General features: G+C 67.2%; 17 protein-coding genes and 1 pseudogene. 14 read left to right on the top strand and 4 right to left on the bottom strand.

Annotated elements, in window-relative coordinates; translation table 11 throughout:
* The first annotated feature begins 30 nt into the window (after nucleotides 1-30).
* From ACNFIA_RS23170 to ACNFIA_RS23125, 10 genes and pseudogenes are all read left to right on the top strand, one after another.
* The gene (locus ACNFIA_RS23170; RefSeq protein ID WP_416789024.1) at nucleotides 31-942 is read left to right on the top strand and encodes a LysR family transcriptional regulator; all 912 of its coding nucleotides are present in this window, start codon (nucleotides 31-33) and stop codon (nucleotides 940-942) included.
* Between the two features lie 299 nt (nucleotides 943-1241).
* Nucleotides 1242-2696 carry a gamma-aminobutyraldehyde dehydrogenase gene (locus ACNFIA_RS23165; protein WP_416789022.1) on the top strand — a complete coding sequence of 485 codons (1455 nt, stop codon included), beginning with the start codon at nucleotides 1242-1244 and terminating at the stop codon, nucleotides 2694-2696.
* A 257-nt stretch (nucleotides 2697-2953) separates the two neighbouring features.
* Entirely contained in the window at nucleotides 2954-4099 is a 1146-nt protein-coding gene (gene ydcS, locus ACNFIA_RS23160) for a putative ABC transporter substrate-binding protein YdcS (RefSeq protein WP_416789019.1), read from the top strand.
* Between the two features lie 199 nt (nucleotides 4100-4298).
* Entirely contained in the window at nucleotides 4299-5327 is a 1029-nt protein-coding gene (locus tag ACNFIA_RS23155; protein WP_416789016.1) for an ABC transporter ATP-binding protein, read from the top strand.
* Between the two features lies 1 nt (nucleotide 5328).
* Nucleotides 5329-6279, top strand: coding sequence for an ABC transporter permease (locus ACNFIA_RS23150; RefSeq protein WP_416789014.1), 951 nt, complete (start codon nucleotides 5329-5331; stop codon nucleotides 6277-6279).
* Entirely contained in the window at nucleotides 6269-7090 is an 822-nt protein-coding gene (locus ACNFIA_RS23145) for an ABC transporter permease (protein WP_054908253.1), read from the top strand. Before ACNFIA_RS23150 ends, ACNFIA_RS23145 begins: the two co-directional genes overlap by 11 nt.
* 250 nt (nucleotides 7091-7340) lie before the next feature.
* Nucleotides 7341-8765 (top strand): gamma-aminobutyraldehyde dehydrogenase, encoded by a 1425-nt coding sequence (locus tag ACNFIA_RS23140; protein WP_416789010.1) that lies wholly within the window; start codon nucleotides 7341-7343, stop codon nucleotides 8763-8765.
* 188 nt (nucleotides 8766-8953) lie between these two features.
* Nucleotides 8954-9430 carry an ester cyclase gene (locus ACNFIA_RS23135; RefSeq protein WP_259756744.1) on the top strand — a complete coding sequence of 159 codons (477 nt, stop codon included), beginning with the start codon at nucleotides 8954-8956 and terminating at the stop codon, nucleotides 9428-9430.
* A gap of 262 nt (nucleotides 9431-9692) precedes the next feature.
* Nucleotides 9693-9986, top strand: a pseudogene (locus tag ACNFIA_RS23130) (methyl-accepting chemotaxis protein); the annotation flags it as partial.
* 132 nt (nucleotides 9987-10118) lie between these two features.
* The gene (locus ACNFIA_RS23125; protein WP_416789087.1) at nucleotides 10119-10850 is read left to right on the top strand and encodes a cache domain-containing protein; all 732 of its coding nucleotides are present in this window, start codon (nucleotides 10119-10121) and stop codon (nucleotides 10848-10850) included.
* Nucleotides 10851-10962: 112 nt separating this feature from the next.
* Here ACNFIA_RS23125 and ACNFIA_RS23120 read toward each other — a convergent pair whose 3' ends face one another.
* Nucleotides 10963-11292 (bottom strand): hypothetical protein, encoded by a 330-nt coding sequence (locus ACNFIA_RS23120; protein ID WP_259756745.1) that lies wholly within the window; start codon nucleotides 11290-11292, stop codon nucleotides 10963-10965.
* A 399-nt stretch (nucleotides 11293-11691) separates the two neighbouring features.
* On the opposite strand from ACNFIA_RS23120, the gene ACNFIA_RS23115 reads away from it, so the two are divergent.
* Genes ACNFIA_RS23115 through ACNFIA_RS23100 form a run of 4 tightly spaced genes read left to right on the top strand, consistent with a single transcriptional unit; the run spans nucleotide 11692 to nucleotide 14465 of the window.
* Entirely contained in the window at nucleotides 11692-13176 is a 1485-nt protein-coding gene (locus tag ACNFIA_RS23115) for a hypothetical protein (protein WP_416789007.1), read from the top strand.
* A 38-nt stretch (nucleotides 13177-13214) separates the two neighbouring features.
* Nucleotides 13215-13616 carry a TssQ family T6SS-associated lipoprotein gene (locus tag ACNFIA_RS23110; protein ID WP_259756747.1) on the top strand — a complete coding sequence of 134 codons (402 nt, stop codon included), beginning with the start codon at nucleotides 13215-13217 and terminating at the stop codon, nucleotides 13614-13616.
* Between the two features lie 24 nt (nucleotides 13617-13640).
* Nucleotides 13641-14003: a hypothetical protein gene (locus tag ACNFIA_RS23105; protein WP_416789003.1), complete on the top strand. Its 363-nt coding sequence runs from the start codon at nucleotides 13641-13643 to the stop codon at nucleotides 14001-14003.
* Nucleotides 14004-14006: 3 nt separating this feature from the next.
* A complete protein-coding gene (locus tag ACNFIA_RS23100; protein ID WP_416789000.1) occupies nucleotides 14007-14465 on the top strand; it encodes a hypothetical protein in 459 nt (152 codons plus the stop codon).
* Between the two features lie 58 nt (nucleotides 14466-14523).
* On the opposite strand, the gene ACNFIA_RS23095 is transcribed toward ACNFIA_RS23100, so the two are convergent.
* From ACNFIA_RS23095 to ACNFIA_RS23085, 3 genes are all read right to left on the bottom strand, one after another.
* The gene (locus tag ACNFIA_RS23095) at nucleotides 14524-15630 is read right to left on the bottom strand and encodes an NADH:flavin oxidoreductase/NADH oxidase (protein WP_259756749.1); all 1107 of its coding nucleotides are present in this window, start codon (nucleotides 15628-15630) and stop codon (nucleotides 14524-14526) included.
* Nucleotides 15631-16103: 473 nt separating this feature from the next.
* Entirely contained in the window at nucleotides 16104-16412 is a 309-nt protein-coding gene (locus ACNFIA_RS23090; RefSeq protein WP_259756750.1) for a ferric uptake regulator family protein, read from the bottom strand.
* A 20-nt stretch (nucleotides 16413-16432) separates the two neighbouring features.
* Nucleotides 16433-17053: a hypothetical protein gene (locus tag ACNFIA_RS23085; RefSeq protein ID WP_416788998.1), complete on the bottom strand. Its 621-nt coding sequence runs from the start codon at nucleotides 17051-17053 to the stop codon at nucleotides 16433-16435.
* Between the last annotated feature and the right edge of the window lie 554 nt (nucleotides 17054-17607).

Here is a 17607-nt window from a genome sequence, read left to right as displayed (position 1 = left end):
TCCACCGACTTCGCAAGCGGTCCACCGCCCATGATGACGCTCCGCCAGATACGCCATTTCATCGCCGTCGCCGAGACCGGCTCGATCTCCGCTGCCGCCCAGGCGGTGTTCATTTCCCAGTCCACCCTGACCCTCGCCATCCAGCAATTGGAGGAGGAGATCGGCGTGCGCCTGTTCGACCGCCACGCCAAGGGCATGACCCTGACCCACCAGGGCCACCAGTTCCTGCGCCAGGCGCACCTGATCCTGGCCACGGTGGAGAACGCCAAGCGCAGCCTGCAGCAGAGCACCGACCAGGTCGCCGGCAGCCTGACCATCGGCGTGACCAGCCTGGTGGCGGGCTACTACCTGGCGGACCTGATCAACCGTTTCCAGCGCGCCTACCCCAACGTGCAGACCCGCGTGGTGGAGGACGAGCGCCCGTACATCGAGCACCTGCTGGTAAGCGGCGAGATCGACGTCGGCGTGTTGATCCTCTCCAACCTGGAAGACCGCCACGCCCTGCAGACCGAAGTGCTGACCCATTCGCCCCACCGCCTCTGGCTGCCGGCGCAGCACCCCTTGCTGGAGCGCGACAGCATCGCCCTGGCGGATGTGGCCGGCGAGCCGTTGATCCAGCTGAACGCCGACGAAATGGGCCTGCATACCCAGCGCATCTGGTCCCGCGCCGGGCTGGTGCCGCAGGTGACGCTGCGCACGGCGTCGGTGGAGGCGGTGCGAAGCCTGGTGGCGGCGGGCCTGGGCTTGTCGATCCAGCCGGACATGACCTACCGCCCCTGGTCGCTGGAGGGCGACATCATCGAGGCGCGGCCGCTGGTCGACCTCTCCGAGCCGCTGGACGTGGGGCTGGCCTGGCGCCGCGGCACCGCGCGGCCGCCCCTGGTGGACCCGTTCCTCACCATGGCCCGCGAGCAGCCCAACGCGAAGAAGCTGTCGATCTGAGGAGATCCCAACGACTCCGAGCCATCGTAGGGCGCATAACCGTTTGCGGTTATCCGCCGGCAATACTCGGAGCGGCGCCGATGGCGGATAACGCCGGGGGCGTTATGCGCCCTACGAGTTCGGTGCAGCAGAGCCGGCCATTCGATTTAATCGAATGCCACTTTCAGTAATTAGAATTTGTCGACCCCACGCCCGGACTCTAGTCTCTGCCCTCATGCACAGGGCCAGCTCCGGGACCGCCCCACCGGAGCACGCACATGGCCACTGAAAACAAGACAGATAAACGACGAGCTTCCAAGATGACCGGCGCAACCCTGCATACCGCCTTGCTGATCGACGGCCAACTGGTCGCCGGCGAAGGCATCGCCGAGCCGATCATCAACCCGACCACGGGCGAAACCCTCATCAGCATCGCCGACGGCTCCCTGGATCAGGTCGAGCAGGCCATCGCTGCCGCGCACCGCGCCTTCCCCGCCTGGGCCCGCACCACGCCCGCCCAGCGCGCCACCGCCCTGCTCGCCATCGCCGACGCCATCGACAAGCGCGCCAACGACCTCGCCCAGCTGGAATCGCTGAACTGCGGCAAGCCGTTGCACCTGGCACGCCAGGACGACATCCCGGCCACCGCCGACGTGTTCCGTTTCTTCGCCGGCGCCGTGCGCTGTCAGCAGGGCCAGCTCGCCGGCGAATACGTGCCCGGCCACACCAGCATGGTGCGCCGCGACCCGGTGGGCGTGGTCGCCTCGATTGCGCCGTGGAACTACCCGTTGATGATGGCCGCGTGGAAGATCGCCCCTGCCCTGGCCGCCGGCAACACCCTGGTGTTCAAGCCGTCCGAGCATACGCCGCTGAGCATCCTGGCGCTGGCCCCGGCGCTGGCGGAAATCCTGCCCGCCGGCGTGATCAACATCGTCTGCGGCGGCGGTGAGGGCGTCGGCAGCCATCTGGTCAGCCACCCGAAGGTGCGCATGGTGTCCCTGACCGGCGACATCGTCACCGGGCAGAAGATTCTCCAGGCCGCCGCGCGCACCTTGAAGCGCACCCACCTGGAACTGGGCGGCAAGGCGCCGGTGATCGTCTGCAACGACGCCGACCTCGACGCCGTGGTCCAGGGCGTGCGCACGCACGGCTACTACAACGCCGGGCAGGACTGCACCGCCGCCTGCCGCATCTACGCGCAGGCCGGCATCCATGACCGCCTCGTCGCCGAACTGGGCGATGCTGTGGCCAGCATCCGCTTCGCCCGCAAGCGCGATGCCGACAACGAGATCAGCCCGCTGATCAGCGCCCGCCAGCGTGACCGCGTGGCCAGCTTCGTCGAGCGCGCCCTCGGCCAGCCGCACATCGAGCGCGTCACCGGCGCCGCCGTGCATTCGGGCCCCGGCTTCTATTACCAGCCGACGCTGCTGGCCGGCTGCAAGCAGCAGGACGAGATCGTCCAGCGCGAGGTGTTCGGCCCGGTGGTCACCGTGACCCGCTTCGACCAGCTGGAACAGGCGGTGGACTGGGCCAATGACTCCGAATACGGCCTGGCCTCCTCGGTGTGGACGCAGAACCTGGACAAGGCCTTCCAGATCGCCAACCGCCTGCAGTACGGCTGCACCTGGATCAACACCCATTTCATGCTCGCCAGCGAGATGCCCCATGGCGGGCTCAAGCGCTCGGGCTACGGCAAGGACCTGTCCAGCGACTCGCTGCAGGACTACAGCGTGGTGCGCCACATCATGGCGCGCCACGGCCAGCAACTGGATTGAACCATCCGGCGGGGTCACCCGCCGGCACATAAGAAGAAGCCCTGCATCAGGGCGTGTGAAAACGTAGCGAGCGACGGTCAGGCAAGGCGAAGTCGCTCCGGGAAAGCGGAGTTTATGCCCATAAATGAGCATTTCCCGGAGTGGCTTCAACGCAGCCTGGCGCGCGCAGCCCGCAGTAGTTTTCTCACGTCCTGAAGGGCTGTTGCTCGATTGACCCTGCCCCACCAATAGAGACAACAACGAGAGGGAGACACCCGATGCGCAAGACCGCACTGCTCAGTGCCATCACCACCGCCCTGCTGGCCAGCGCCGGCGTCCAGGCCACCGAGGCCCTGAAGGAAGTCGGCAAGGGCGAAGGCCGCCTGGACATCATCGCCTGGCCCGGCTACATCGAGCGCGGCCAGTCCGACAAGAACTACGACTGGGTGACCCAGTTCGAGAAGGACACCGGCTGCCAGGTCAACGTGAAGACCGCCGCCACCTCCGACGAGATGGTCAGCCTGATGGCCAAGGGCGGCTACGACCTGGTCACCGCTTCGGGCGACGCCTCCCTGCGCCTGATCTACGGCAAGCGCGTGCAGCCGATCGACCCGTCGCTGATCCCCAACTGGAAGAACATCGACCCGCGCCTGAAGGACGCCGCCTGGTACGTGGTCAACGGCAAGACCTACGGCGCGCCGTACCAGTGGGGCCCGAACCTGCTGATGTACAACACCAAGGTCTTCCCCACCGCGCCGGACAGCTGGAAGGTCGTCTTCGAAGCCCAGAACCTGCCCGACGGCAAGTCGAACAAGGGCCGCGTGCAGGCCTACGACGGCCCGATCTACGTCGCCGACGCCGCGCTGTACCTGAAGGCGACCCAGCCGGAACTGGGCATCACCGACCCGTACCAGCTCGACGAGAAGCAGTACGCGGCCGTGGTCGAACTGCTGCGCAAGCAGCATGACCTGATCCACCGCTACTGGCACGACACCACCGTGCAGATGAGCGATTTCAAGAACGAAGGCGTCGCCGCATCCAGCGCCTGGCCGTACCAGGCCAACGCCCTGAAGGCCGAAGGTCAGCCGATCGCCACGGTGTTCCCGAAAGAAGGCGTCACCGGCTGGGCCGACACCACCATGCTGCACGCCGAAGCCCAGCATCCGAGCTGCGCGTACAAGTGGCTGAACTGGTCGCTGGAGCCCAAGGTCCAGGGCGACGTGGCCGCCTGGTTCGGCTCGGTACCGGCAGCACCCGCCGGCTGCAAGGCCAGCGCCCTGCTCGGCGACGAAGGCTGCGCCACCAACGGCTACAACCAGTTCGACAAGATCGCGTTCTGGAAGACCCCGGTGGCCGAGGGCGGCAAGTTCGTTCCGTATAGCCGCTGGACCCAGGACTATATCGGGATCATGGGCGGCCGCTAAGCCGCTGAAGGTTCGCGAGCAAGCTCGCTCCTACGAAAAGCTGCACTCCCTGTAGGAGCGAGCTTGCTCGCGAACCCGCCCCGTGCGGATCGCCTCCCGGCGAACCACGGCATCCATCCGATCGCATCGATTCACCCGTATCTCAGATTCACGGGCGGGGCTCCCCTACGCCGGATTCCTGCCCCTTGGAGCGTGCACCATGACCACTCCCGCTGTTCAATTCACCCAGGTCTCCCGCCAGTTCGGCGACGTCAAGGCCGTTGACCGGGTGTCCATCGACATCAAGGACGGCGAGTTCTTCTCCATGCTCGGCCCCTCGGGTTCGGGCAAGACCACCTGCCTGCGCCTGATCGCCGGCTTCGAGCAACCCAGCGCAGGCTCCATCCGCATCCATGGCGAGGAGGCCGCGGGCCTGCCGCCCTACCAGCGCGACGTCAACACGGTGTTCCAGGACTACGCGCTGTTCCCGCACATGAGCGTGCTGGAAAACGTCGCCTACGGCCTGAAGGTGAAAGGCGTCGGCAAGGCCGAACGCCTCAAGCGCGCTGAAGAAGCCCTCGGCATGGTCGCCCTGGGCGGCTACGGCGTGCGCAAGCCGGTGCAACTGTCCGGTGGCCAGCGCCAGCGCGTGGCACTGGCCCGCGCCCTGGTGAACCGCCCGCGCGTACTGCTGCTGGACGAACCCCTCGGCGCGCTGGACCTCAAGCTGCGCGAGCAGATGCAAAGCGAGCTGAAGAAGCTGCAGCGCCAGCTGGGCATCACCTTCATCTTTGTCACCCACGATCAGAGCGAAGCCCTGTCCATGTCCGACCGCGTGGCCGTGTTCAACAAGGGCCGCATCGAGCAGGTCGACACCCCGCGCAACCTCTACATGAAGCCGGCCACGCCGTTCGTGGCGGAATTCGTCGGCACCTCCAACGTGCTGCGCGGCGACATCGCCCAGAACCTCACCGGCAATGCCCAGCCCTTCTCCATCCGCCCCGAGCACATCCGCTTCGCCACTGGCGAGCGCAACGCCTCGGACATCGAGATCAGTGGCCTGCTGCACGACATCCAGTACCAGGGCGCGGCGACCCGCTACGAGATCCGTCTCGACAACGGCCAGAACCTCTGCCTCAGCCAGGCCAACAGCCAGTGGGCCGACATCGACCACGCCCACCAGCCGGGCCAGCGCGTGACCGCTCGCTGGGCGCGCGAGGCGATGGTGGTGCTGCACGAGGGCGCGTGACATGGAACTGACAATGAATGCTCCGGTGCTGCAGGCCAGCGGTGGCCCGCTGCGCCGCCTGTCCAACCTGCTCTACCGCAAGCCGACGCTGTACCTCTCGCTGCTGCTGGTGCCGCCGCTGCTGTGGTTCGGCGCGATCTACCTCGGCTCGCTGCTGACGCTGCTGTGGCAGGGTTTCTACACCTTCGACGACTTCACCATGACGGAGACGCCGGACCTGACCTGGGCGAACTTCGGCTCGCTGTTCAGTGGCTCCAACTTCGACATCATCCAGCGCACCGTGCTGATGGCGGTCGCAGTGTCCATCGCCAGCGGCGCGGTGGCCTTCCCCATCGCCTACTACATGGCGCGCTACACCACCGGCAAGACCAAGGCGTTCTTCTACATCGCCGTGATGATGCCGATGTGGGCCAGCTACATCGTCAAGGCCTACGCCTGGACCCTGCTGCTGGCCAAGGGCGGCGTGGCCATGTGGTTCGTCCAGCACCTGGGCCTGGAGCCTGTGCTGAACCTGCTGCTGGGTATTCCCGGCGTGGGTGGCAACACCCTGTCCACCTCCAGCTTCGGGCGCTTCCTGGTGTTCGTGTATATCTGGCTGCCGTTCATGATCCTGCCGATCCAGGCGTCCCTGGAGCGCCTGCCGCCGTCGCTGCTGCAAGCCTCGGCCGACCTCGGCGCGCACCCGCGGCAGACCTTCCTGCAGGTGATCCTGCCGCTGTCGATCCCCGGCATCGCCGCCGGCTCGATCTTCACCTTCAGCCTGACCCTGGGCGACTTCATCGTGCCGCAGCTGGTGGGCCCGCCGGGCTACTTCATCGGCAGCATGGTCTACGCCCAGCAGGGCGCGATCGGCAACATGCCGATGGCCGCCGCCTTCACCCTGGTGCCCATCGTGCTGATCGCGGTCTATCTCTCCATCGTCAAACGCTTAGGAGCCTTCGATGCACTCTGACTCTTCATCTCAAGGGCAGGCTTCCTGGGGTCTGAAAGCGGCCGCCTGGGGCGGGCTGGTGTTCCTGCACTTCCCGATCCTGATCATCTTCCTGTACGCCTTCAACACCGAGGACGCGGCCTTCAGCTTCCCGCCCAAGGGCTTCACCCTGCACTGGTTCAGCGTCGCCTTCGCGCGGCAGGACGTGCTCGAAGCCATCGAGCTGTCGGTGAAGATCGCCAGCGTCGCCACGCTGATCGCCATGCTCCTGGGCACCCTGGCCGCGGCCGCGCTGTACCGCCGCGACTTCTTCGGCAAGGAAGGCATCTCGCTGATGCTGATCCTGCCGATCGCCCTGCCCGGCATCATCACCGGCATCGCGCTGCTGTCGGCGTTCAAGACACTCGGCATCGAGCCGGGCTTCCTGACCATCGTCATCGGCCACGCCACCTTCTGCGTGGTGATCGTCTACAACAACGTGATCGCGCGCTTCCGCCGCACCTCGCACAGCCTCATCGAAGCCTCGATGGACCTGGGCGCCGACGGTTGGCAGACCTTCCGCTACGTGATCCTGCCGAACCTCGGCTCGGCGTTGCTGGCCGGCGGCATGCTGGCGTTCGCGCTGTCCTTCGACGAGATCATCGTCACCACCTTCACCGCCGGCCATGAACGCACCCTGCCGATCTGGCTGCTCAACCAGCTGGGCCGCCCACGCGACGTGCCGGTGACCAACGTGGTGGCGATGCTGGTGATGATCGTGACCATGCTGCCGATCCTCGGCGCCTACTACCTGACCAAGGGTGGCGAAGGCGTGGCGGGGAGCGGGAAGTAACTTGGGTGCCGTGCGCCCCACCCTACCCCTCTCCCGAGGGAGAGGGGACTGTCCGGTGCAGGAGGAAACCAAGGTTTCGGCCGGCACGAATAGCTCCCTCTCCCTCTGGGAGAGGGCTGGGGTGAGGGAAACCCGCGGCACCGATATCAACAGAACCCCTCAGGCCCGCCGGCCATGACAACCGGCAGGCCCTTAACAAGAAACACCCCAACCGAATTTGCACCACGCTCCTGACCAAGAGGACTCAACCATGCAAACCAACCTGCTGATCAACGGCCAACTGGTCGCTGGCGAAGGCGAGAAGCTCGCCGTCCTGAACCCTTCCCTGGGCACCACCCTGGTGGAGATCGCCGAGGCTACCCCGGCCCAGGTCGACGCTGCCGTGCTGGCCGCCGACGCCGCCTTCGACAGCTGGTCGCAGACTGCGCCCAAAGACCGCGCCCTGCTCCTGCTGGCACTGGCCGACGCCATCGACGCCAACGCCGAGGAACTGGCCCGCCTGGAATCCAACAACTGCGGCAAGCCCTACTCCGCTGCGCTGAATGACGAACTGCCGGCCGTGGCCGACGTGTTCCGCTTCTTCGCCGGCGCCTGCCGGGTGATGCAAGGCTCCGCCGCCGGTGAATACCTGCCGGGCCACACCTCGATGATCCGCCGCGACCCGGTGGGCGTGGTCGCCTCCATCGCGCCGTGGAACTACCCCCTGATGATGGTCGCGTGGAAACTCGGCCCGGCCCTGGCCGCCGGCAACACCGTGGTGCTCAAGCCCTCCGAGCAGACCCCGCTGACCGCCCTGCGCCTGGCCGAACTGATGGCCGGCATCTTCCCCGCCGGCGTGGTCAACCTGGTGTTCGGCCGTGGCCCGAGCGTTGGCGAGCCGCTGACCACCCACCCCAAAGTGCGCATGGTCTCCCTGACCGGCTCGGTCGCCACCGGTAGCCGCATCATCGCTGGCACCGCCGACACCGTGAAGCGCATGCACATGGAACTGGGCGGCAAGGCCCCGGTGCTGATCTTCGACGACGCCGACATCGACGCCGCCGTGGAAGGCATCCGCACCTTCGGCTTCTACAACGCCGGGCAAGACTGCACCGCCGCCTGCCGCATCTACGCGCAGAAGGGCATCTACGCCAAGTTCGTGCAGAAGCTCGGCGAAGCGGTCGCCAGCATCCAGTACGGCGAGCAGGACGACCCGAACACCGAACTGGGCCCAGTCATCACCGAGCAGCACCTGGAGCGCGTCATCGGCTTCGTCGAGCGCGCCCGCCAGGTGCCGCACATCGAAGTGGTCACCGGCGGCAAGCGTGCCGACCGTCCGGGCTTCTTCTTCGAGCCGACCGTGCTCGCCGGCGCCCGCCAGGACGACGAAGTGGTCCGTCGCGAAATCTTCGGCCCGGTGGTCTCGGTCACCGAGTTCGAGGACGAAGCGCAGGCGCTAGCCTGGGCGAACGACTCCGACTACGGCCTGGCCTCCTCGGTGTGGACCAGCGACATCGGCCGCGCCCATCGCCTGTCCGCCCGCCTGCAGTACGGCTGCACCTGGGTCAACACGCACTTCATGCTGACCACCGAGATGCCCCACGGCGGCATGAAGCTGTCGGGCTACGGCAAGGACATGTCGATGTACGGCCTGGAAGATTACACAGCCATCCGCCACGTCATGATCAAACACTGATTGGTGATACGGCCTGCTGCGCGTCGGCGGAGCTGCGTTGGGACGCCTATGCCCACGCGGCCATCGACGAGGCCTGGCGCGCGGTGGGTGAACTGTCCTGAGGAACCCGGCGCCATGCCTGAGCGTGGCGCCACATTGAACGGCCGTCCGGCCGACAACCCGCGGGCACGCCCGCAACGGAGGCAAGCATGCGTCACCTCGCCAGAGCGTTTTACCTGCTGTCGCTGTTCACCCTCGCCGGCCTGGCCCAGGCGGCAGAGTCGCCCAAACAGATCGTCGATGCCTACATGGCCGCGTGGAACGCCCACGACGCCGAGAAGGCCGCCGGCTACCTGGCCAAGGATGCGGAGTACTTCGACGTCACCGTCGGCACCCCGCAGAAGGGCCGCGACGCCGCGCGCGACAATGTGATCAAGGTGTTCGTGGGGGCCGTTCCGGATCTTACGTGGAAGATGAACGGCAAGCCGATCGTCGACAAGGACGGCATCGCCTTCCAGTGGACCTTCAGCGGCACCAACACCGGCGCCTGGGATGCCCAAACCCCGGCGACCAACAAGCCGCTGTCGTTCGACGGTGTGAGCTACGTGAAGGTCAAGGACGGCAAGATCGTCTACCAGGGCGACTACTACGACGCCCTGGGCCTGCACAAGCAGCTCGGCTGGTAAGCGGATTGCGACCGTCCGCGCGTTGGTCGGTCGTGCAGCTTTCGTAGGAGCGGACTCCGTCCGCGATGGGCCGGCCTCGGCTGCCGACCATCGCGGATGAATTCGCTCCCACGCTGCCCTTGTAGGAGCGCCCCATGGGCGCGATCGCGGGCATGGCCCGCTCCTACAGGGAGCACCATCGGCCACGCCTGCGGACGCGGCCGACATAACCAGAAAGAAGACCTCGCCCCCCTGCCCTCATCCGTCACAGCAGTCCCACGCCATGCCAATCACACTCGAACCACGGCCCGCCACGGCCGAAGACAGCTCCAGCACCCGCTCCACCATCGACCAGGTCAAGCAGTTGATCGCCGACCTCAACGTGCGCTGGACCGAGATCAGCAAGGTCTCCGACGTCATCAAGCAGATCGCCCGAAACACCAACCTGGTCGCCCTCAATGCCGCCATCGAAGCGGCCCGCGCCGGCGAAAGCGGCCGCGGCTTCGCGGTGGTCGCCGACGAGGTGCGCCGCCTCGCCACCCAGTCGGCCAACGCCACCGCCGACATCGGCAACGTCGTCGCCTCGATCAAGAGCGAAAGCGCCCGCGCCCTGGCCGACGTCGAGCAGGCCGAGCACTCCAGCCTGCTCGATACCGCCCGCGTGGTGCTGGCCAGCGAGGCGCAGCGCCTGGAAGCGCGTTTCGCCGTGATGGCCACCGCGCTCTATGGCCTGAAGCACTTCATCCTCGGCATGAAGGCGCGCAACCTCGGCCCGCAGCGCGAACAGATCGACGCCGTCATGCACGAATACCTGACCCGCAACCCTGAGCTGCTGGCCTTCGCCTGCGGCTGCGAACCCAACGCCTTCGACGGCCGCGACAGCGAGTTCGTCGACGCCCCAGGCCACGACGCCAGCGGTCGCTTCATGGCCTACTGGCACCGCGGCAGCGGTGTGGCCCAGCGCGAGTGCCTGGTCGGCTACGACCGCGCCGACGGCAGCGGCGACTGGTACCAGGTACCACGCGACAAGGGCCGCGACGTGTTCATGGAGCCCTACGAGTACAGCGTCGGCGGCAGCACGGTGCTGATGACGTCCTTCATGTCGCCGATGCTCGCGAACGGCCGCTTCCTCGGTATCCTCGGCGCCGACTACACCCTCCAGCAGCTGCAGGAAAGCCTCGGCCAACTGTCGCCCATGGGCAACGGCCGGTATGCGCTGCTCTCCAACGCCGGCGTCTATGTCACCCACGCGGACATCCAGCGCCTGGGTGACAAAGCCGGCGAACTGCCCCAGGAAGCGCGCAACGCCATCGCCCAGGGCCGCAGTTGGGAACAGGTGAAGGGCCGCCGCGTGCACCTGCTGCAGCCCATCCGCGTGGGCGACAGCGATGCACCCTGGGCGCTGATGATGAGCTTCGAACTGGCACAGGCCGGCGAGTGATTCCAGTGTTGTGACGCCGCGCGGCGTTCGCGAGCAAGCTCGCTCCTACGAAGGCAGGCTCCGGAGGCGGGGGTGCTGGAGGAGCGAGCTTGCTCGCGAACCCGGCCTCGACCTACCCACGCTGGGGCAACTCGGTGATATGAATCTCGGTCACCAGCGACGGCTTCACCAGCGGCGTGCGCGACAGCAGCGGACAGAAGCGCGCCAGGGCGCCAATCAGCTCCCACTGGGTATCCAGGGATTTCGCCAGTACGTCCACGTCCGCCAGCACCCGCTGGCCCACGCGCTGCAAATGCGGGTCGGGGCTGTGCCCAAGCTCCACCGACAACTGGGTGATCAGCGCGCTGAGGTTGGACATGTTGCGGGTGGCGAGGGCGAGGATATTCGCCAGCAGGGCGATTTCCGATTGCGGGATGACAGCAGGCGTTGCGGAGGCGTCCATGCGTGCTCCAGTGAGGCTGTGTGGGGGGCTGCGCACTCCTTGCGCCAGCACGCTGAGCGTAGCATCACAACGCCACTCTGCGACAGATATCACATTTCATTTCTTTTCCTGACCTCCTGGTCATCTTCCGCCAGCGCTACCCAACGGCTCGCCCGGTTCGCAGCCTATGCGCGGCGGGCCTCCGACCTCACGGCACGGGACGGCAAAGCGCGACTTGATGCTCAATTCCCCGCAGTGACAGGGCAAACCCCCGTGCAGGTTTGAACGAAAAAAATCGACTACCTATGATCCGCGGCCACCCCATCGAAACGCCGAATTCTTTCTTGTCGTCATGAAGAGCGTTTTTTCAAGGACGAGAACAGGGAATGACTGCTTCAACTTCCTGAAGACACAACGCGCATGGAACCGACTGCCAACACTCCCCGACCTGACGACGCTCGGACCTCCCTGAATCGTTCGACCCCGGCAGCGGCCCTTCCCGACGACGCCCAGCCTTCGGCAGCCCACGACGAGGACGGTTTCAACACGCTCTACACCGCCCACGGCCTGCGCCCGCAGGGCCCCCGGGGCAACGAGCCCTTCGGCCCCAGCTCCTTCCCGCGCCACACCGATGCCGGCGCGGACGTTCACGTCCGGCGCTATCGCCTGCTCGGCGACGACGAGACCGATGACACCGCCGCCGCGCCGATGCACGAACCATCGCCCTGGGAAATGGGCGGCACCGCCTACAGCGTCGAGCCGCCCGTGGCAGAGCCGGAACCACAGCCCGCCGCGGAACCAGAGCCTGACCACCCGGTGATTCCCTATGCCGGCGTCATTCCTTCGGACGAGACCGCCGTCGTGCGGGCGACCGTTCCGGCGCCGAAGTTCCCCCATGGATCGGTGGTCCGCCGGGGTGGCGCCGCATCGAAACTGAACCGCCCGCTGATCGGCGGCGTACTGCTCGGCACGTTGCTCACCGCGCTCCTGCTCGCCCTCTGGAAACCCTGGACCAGCGATAGCGCAAGCCTGCCTGCCGCCACGGTTGCCGCCCACCCCGACGCGGCGGCCACACCGTCATCCGCCGCCGTCACTGCCGAGACGCCGCGTGACACCGGGGACGTCGCTTCCCAGTCCACGGCGCCCGACCTTGCCAGCGCCTCACCGCCAATCGTCATGCCGCCCGCACCGCTGCCCAAACGCGTGCTGCCGGCTCATCCCGCGCCATCGGCTGCTGTCGACGTGACGTCCGCCACAGCGCCCGCTGCCACGTCGGCCCCAACGCCACCGAGCGCGGAAATCGCCGCACATTCGACGGCTGCGCTTGCCACGGCTCCGCAGCCGTCTGTCACGCAAACCGCACCGTTGCCCAAACGCTTGCTCCCCACTCACGCCCTACCGGCGCCCAGCGCTGAGGCGGCCGTCGCACACACCTCTGCCACCGCGCCAGCACCGATCGACGCCGTACCGCCCCAGGCACTGGCGGCCCCCACGCCTGCGCCGGCTGCGACAGCGCCCGGCGCCGAAGCGGTACCACCGAATGCGAGCGCCGACGCTCCGCTCGCCACCCTGCCGCCGGCCACCCCGCCTGTCATCGCCAAGGCCGTCCCCACACCGCCGCACCGCGCCGCCGCCAAGGCCGCCACGGCCGGCAATAAGCCGCAAGCCCAGCCCAGCAGCAGTGCGCCAGCCGCCGCGATGGGAACCCTGACCATCACCCTCAAGCCTTGGGGCGAAGTCTGGGTCGATGGCGTGAAGCGCGGCATCAGCCCGCCACTGCTCAAGCTGCAGCTGACCCAGGGCATCCACCTGGTGGAACTGCGCAACCCGGGGCTGCCCAGCTACAGCCAGTCCCTGGCGATCTCCGCCGGGCAGTCGGTGACCCTGCAACACAGGTTCCAGTAATGCCCTGGCGCGCCCCTTTCCAGCTTTCGGACCGCACGATGAACCTTCCACGCCACCTGCCGTTGCCGCTTCTGATCGCTCTCCTGGCCTTGAGCGGTTGCCAGACGACCGTTGAAACGCCCGCGGCTGAACCGGTGATCGCCGCACCGACCAGCTCGGGCGACCTCGCCCTGGCGGAAGGCCTGCGCCTGTACGAAGACGGTGACTACGACCAGGCCGAACAACGTTTCCTCGCGCCGGCGATCTGGCACAGCGAGCCCCGCGTGCAACTCACCGCGCTCAAGTACCTGGCGTTCACCTACTGCGTCAGCGAACGCCCTATCCAATGCCGCTTCGCCTTCGAGCGCGCCCTGCAGATCGACCCGACGTTCCACCTGACCACGGCCGAATCGACGCACCCGATGTGGGGGCCGGCGTTTGTCCAGGCCGCCCGCCGCTGAATCCTCCCCGACCGCGAGGCAACCATGAAGTCTCACTCCCGGCTCCGCCGCTACCTGTTCGCGCTGCCCCTGCTTGGCGCGATGCCCCTGTGCCATGCCGCAGCGGATGCCAGCCTGGTGGCGGCCATCGACAACCTCTGGGATGCCAAGGCGATTTCGATCAACGTGCGCGGTGGCGCGTTCGACGGCAAGCCAGCCGGCAACGCCACGCTCTATCGCAGCGCCATCGAGAAAGCGCCGGGTTATCTGCTGGTGGGTGCCGAAGGGGCGTCGATCACGATGGGGCAGAAGCGCTTCGACGCCGACGCGACACCCTGGGGCAACTTTCCGCGCCTGGACATGCCACACGCCCGCCTGCTCGAGGTGAGCCTGCCGAAGAAGCACTAATGGGTGATTGCCGGGCCCGGCAGCGGTCTGTTCAGCGTGGGTGACTGGCAGCGCTATGGCTTCCTCCACGTGCTCGACGTCAGCGCGCCAGCGGCGCCCGTGCATTACCCGCTATACGCCGATGGCGAACTGGGCGAGCACGTGATTGGCCGGTTGCCGGATTCGCCGGTGCTCAACTATGCGCGCCTGGTGCCTTCGAGCCGCAACGCCGACGGCCGGATCGACGGCTATGAGGTAACCCTCTATGCCCTCGAACGTCGCGGCCCGCAGCGGGTGATCAAGGATGGCGCACCACTGGCGTACTCGCTGAAGCTCGCCAATGCCGTATGGACGCTCAGCGACAGCCACGGCACGCCGCTGAGCGATCAGCGCGACGCGAAGAAACGGCCCTTCACCGCGTTGCCCCCCGCAGCGCTGTTCAAGGGCATCGTCACCGTCAAGGAAGACCACCCGGTCGAGTGATCCCCACTGAACCGAACCGAAGGGTCACGCGGCCTGGCACGCGTGACCCTTTTTCGTTTCACGCCTGGCCGAAGGCCTTGCGCTTGGGCGTACCGCGTTGCGCGGCGCGCAGGTACTGCGCCGGCCAGGGCACCGGTTGGCCGCCCAACTCATCGGCGGCGTGCAACGGCCAGTACGGGTCGCGCAGCAGTTCGCGGGCCAGCAAGATCAGGTCCGCCTGCCCGGTGCGCAGGATGTGCTCGGCCTGCACCGGCTCGGTGATCATCCCCACGGTGCCGCTGGCGACGCCCGCCTCCTTGCGCACCCGCTCGGCGAACTGCGTCTGGTAGCCCGGCCCGACGGGAATCTCGGCGTTCACCGCGGTGCCGCCGGAGGACACGTCGATCAGGTCCACGCCCAGGTCTTTCAGGCGGCGCGCCAGTTCCACGGTCTCGTCGGGGTTCCAGCCGTCCTCCACCCAGTCGGTGGCCGACAGGCGCACGAACAGCGGCAACTCCTGCGGCCACACCGCCCGCACGGCCTGAGTCACTTCCAGAAGGAAGCGGATGCGGTTCTCGAAGCAGGTGCCGTACTGGTCGCGGCGCTGGTTGGAAAGCGGCGAGAGGAACTGGTGCAACAGGTAGCCGTGGGCCGCATGGACCTCGGCGATCTTGAAGCCGGCGGCCAGCGCGCGCTCGGCGCCTCGCACGAACTGCTGCTTGATGGTCGCCATCTGCTCTTCGCTCAGGGCGATGGGCACGGTGTGCTGCGGGTCGAAGGCGATGGCCGAAGGCGCCACGGGCGTCCAGCCGCCCTCGCTGATCGGTACCGAGCCGTGCTTGCCCAGCCAGGGCGCCCAGGTGCTGGCCTTGCGCCCGGCGTGGGCCAGCTGGACCCCGGCCACCGCGCCCTGGGATTCGATGAAGCGGGTGATCCGCCGCAGCGGCTCGACCTGCTCGTCATTCCAGATGCCCAGGTCCTCGGCGCTGATCCGCCCTTCCGGCGCGACCGCCGTCGCCTCGACGATCACCAGGCCGGCGCCGCCGACGGCGCGGCTGCCCAGGTGCACCAGGTGCCAGTCGTTGGCCAGGCCGTCCTGGGCGGAGTACTGGCACATGGGGGAAACGGCGATGCGGTTGGACAGGGTCAGTTGGCGCAGGGTCAGGGGCTCGAACAACTGGCTCATGGTGGCACTCCCTTGGTTCTTCAGAACGTGTCATTTCAACTGTAGACCGGGATCGCCTAAGGATAGGTTCCGATGATCGATGGCAGCCGTCGCTGACTGACGGAGCGGCCTGAAGGCGGCCACGGGCATGGCCCGTTCCTACAGGGAGAATCGGCGCAGCTGCTCCTGTAGGAGCGGAGCTTCTCCGCGAAATCCCGGCGTAGCCGGGACAGGCGACCGAGCCCCAAATCGGCCTACCGGCCGGATCGCGGATGAATTCGCTCCTACATCAATTCTTGCTTCGGAGCGGGACGGCAGCGCGCCTTGCGCGCGGTCACGGGCATGGCCCGTTCCTACAGGGAGAGTCCGCGCTGCTTTTGTAGGAGCGGAGCTTCTCCGCGAAATCCCGGCGCAGCCGGGACAGGCGACCGAGCGCCAAGCCGGCCTGCCGGTCGGATCGCGGATGAATCCGCTCCTACGGGGATTTTGTCCCCTTAGTGCAGCTCGCTCGACTCGCCCATCACCGCTGCCGCGCCCGCCGCCAGGCTGTAGCGCTTGCTGCGGTCGCGCTCGAGCAGGCCGGACAGGTGCAGCCGGCGCAGCGTCTGGCTGACGCAACTGAGGGAGATGGGCAGCCCCGGTTCCTCCAGGTAGGCGTGCAACTCGACCGCGGTGGCCTTGCCGCAGATGACCAGCGCATCGAGGATGGTCAGCCGCGGCAGGCTGCTGCGCAGGCCGGCATGTTCCAGCAGTTGGCGGGCCGGGCGCGGCAGACGCGGCTGTACCGGCGCAGTGGCTTTCATCGCAACGCGTGGTGAAGCCCTCATTTGCGCACCTCGAAAGACAGCGTTGAAACGTGGATCACGCTGTCGTAGCGCTTGCCCTCGACACTGGCGCCGCCATTGACCTGCGCGGAAACCTCCAGCACGTAGCGCGCCGGGAACGGCGTGACCAGGGTGACCGTGCCGTCCGCCGCCGGTTTCAGGCTGCGGGTCCATTGCTCGGAGGTGTACACGTTGACCTGCGAGGCCGGCACCACGGTGCCTTTCCAGTACAGGGCGAAGGTGTTGCCGCCGGGCGTGGTAGGCACCAGTTCCAGATCATTCTGCGGCCGGGTTTCGCTTCGCCCTTCGCGCGCCTGATAGAGGGTCAGGGTACTGCCCTGCTCGCGCTGGGCGGCGACGCGCAGGTCGCCCGGCGGTGCATCCTCGATGGCGAAGGAATCGACGCCGGCCTTCATCGGCGCGGTCTTGCCGTCGCCCAACACAACGCGAGGATTCTGCAGCTGAGCCACCGGCAGATGCTCGCCGGGTTGCAGGTCGCTGAAATAGCTTTTCGCCCCCTGGCCGGCACTGCGCTCCAGCCACAGGTAATCCGCGCCGGCCACGGGCGAAACACTCAGCGCCAGGGCCAGCAGCACTGGCTGGCGAAGGGAAAGGTTCATGCGGGGTTCTCCTGTCTGGGCGCCGCTCGCCTCCGTTGCGAAACGGGCGCCTTCACATAACAAGACGGATGAGCCGTGGAAAATACGCAGCGAAAGTGTGTAAAGAAATCGAAAAGGCCACCCAGCGCGCCCCGAGCCATTGCTCTGCCACGGGAGACGGCCGGTATCCGATTTCATCCGTCCTGGCACCGCGGACACCGGTGCAACGGGTGTCCGCGCTCCGCCGGCTTGGTCTAGCGGGACGCTTTTTCTTTTGTCCCCGTTGCGCGGCTCAAATTCCCCTGGCCACGCAATCCCGCATCAACGCCTGCTTCGTGGCCACCGCTGGCTGGCGCTGCCCAGCGGTAGGAGCAACTGTCGTTCTCTGAAAGTTCGTGCCGGGGCCTGCCCTCTCCCCCGCCCTCTCCCTGAAGGGAGAGGGAGTTGTCCGTGCCGGCTGACGCCGTGGATTCCTCCTGCACCGATCCGGCCCCTCTCCCTTCGGAGGGGGCGCGTAGCCAGGGCGGCGGAGAGGACAGGCCCCGGCAGGAGCGGGCCCTGCGCGCGCTCACGGG

The organism is Pseudomonas sp. NY15437 (assembly GCF_048068435.1).
GTDB classification, from domain to species: domain Bacteria; phylum Pseudomonadota; class Gammaproteobacteria; order Pseudomonadales; family Pseudomonadaceae; genus Pseudomonas; species Pseudomonas nitroreducens_B.
Note: the sequence above shows the minus strand (reverse complement) of the source record. Positions and strands in the feature narration are given on the sequence as shown.

Bases quoted from the DNA above. Each gene is read 5' to 3' on its own strand.
- ACNFIA_RS23170 (WP_416789024.1), top strand. From the start codon at position 31: ATGATGACGCTCCGCCAGATACGCCATTTCATCGCCGTCGCCGAGACC.
- ACNFIA_RS23165 (WP_416789022.1), top strand. From the start codon at position 1,242: ATGACCGGCGCAACCCTGCATACCGCCTTGCTGATCGACGGCCAACTG.
- ydcS (WP_416789019.1), top strand. From the start codon at position 2,954: ATGCGCAAGACCGCACTGCTCAGTGCCATCACCACCGCCCTGCTGGCC.
- ACNFIA_RS23155 (WP_416789016.1), top strand. From the start codon at position 4,299: ATGACCACTCCCGCTGTTCAATTCACCCAGGTCTCCCGCCAGTTCGGC.
- ACNFIA_RS23150 (WP_416789014.1), top strand. From the start codon at position 5,329: ATGGAACTGACAATGAATGCTCCGGTGCTGCAGGCCAGCGGTGGCCCG.
- ACNFIA_RS23145 (WP_054908253.1), top strand. From the start codon at position 6,269: ATGCACTCTGACTCTTCATCTCAAGGGCAGGCTTCCTGGGGTCTGAAA.
- ACNFIA_RS23140 (WP_416789010.1), top strand. From the start codon at position 7,341: ATGCAAACCAACCTGCTGATCAACGGCCAACTGGTCGCTGGCGAAGGC.
- ACNFIA_RS23135 (WP_259756744.1), top strand. From the start codon at position 8,954: ATGCGTCACCTCGCCAGAGCGTTTTACCTGCTGTCGCTGTTCACCCTC.
- ACNFIA_RS23125 (WP_416789087.1), top strand. From the start codon at position 10,119: ATGGCCACCGCGCTCTATGGCCTGAAGCACTTCATCCTCGGCATGAAG.
- ACNFIA_RS23120 (WP_259756745.1), bottom strand. From the start codon at position 11,292: ATGGACGCCTCCGCAACGCCTGCTGTCATCCCGCAATCGGAAATCGCC.
- ACNFIA_RS23115 (WP_416789007.1), top strand. From the start codon at position 11,692: ATGGAACCGACTGCCAACACTCCCCGACCTGACGACGCTCGGACCTCC.
- ACNFIA_RS23110 (WP_259756747.1), top strand. From the start codon at position 13,215: ATGAACCTTCCACGCCACCTGCCGTTGCCGCTTCTGATCGCTCTCCTG.
- ACNFIA_RS23105 (WP_416789003.1), top strand. From the start codon at position 13,641: ATGAAGTCTCACTCCCGGCTCCGCCGCTACCTGTTCGCGCTGCCCCTG.
- ACNFIA_RS23095 (WP_259756749.1), bottom strand. From the start codon at position 15,630: ATGAGCCAGTTGTTCGAGCCCCTGACCCTGCGCCAACTGACCCTGTCC.
- ACNFIA_RS23090 (WP_259756750.1), bottom strand. From the start codon at position 16,412: ATGAAAGCCACTGCGCCGGTACAGCCGCGTCTGCCGCGCCCGGCCCGC.
- ACNFIA_RS23085 (WP_416788998.1), bottom strand. From the start codon at position 17,053: ATGAACCTTTCCCTTCGCCAGCCAGTGCTGCTGGCCCTGGCGCTGAGT.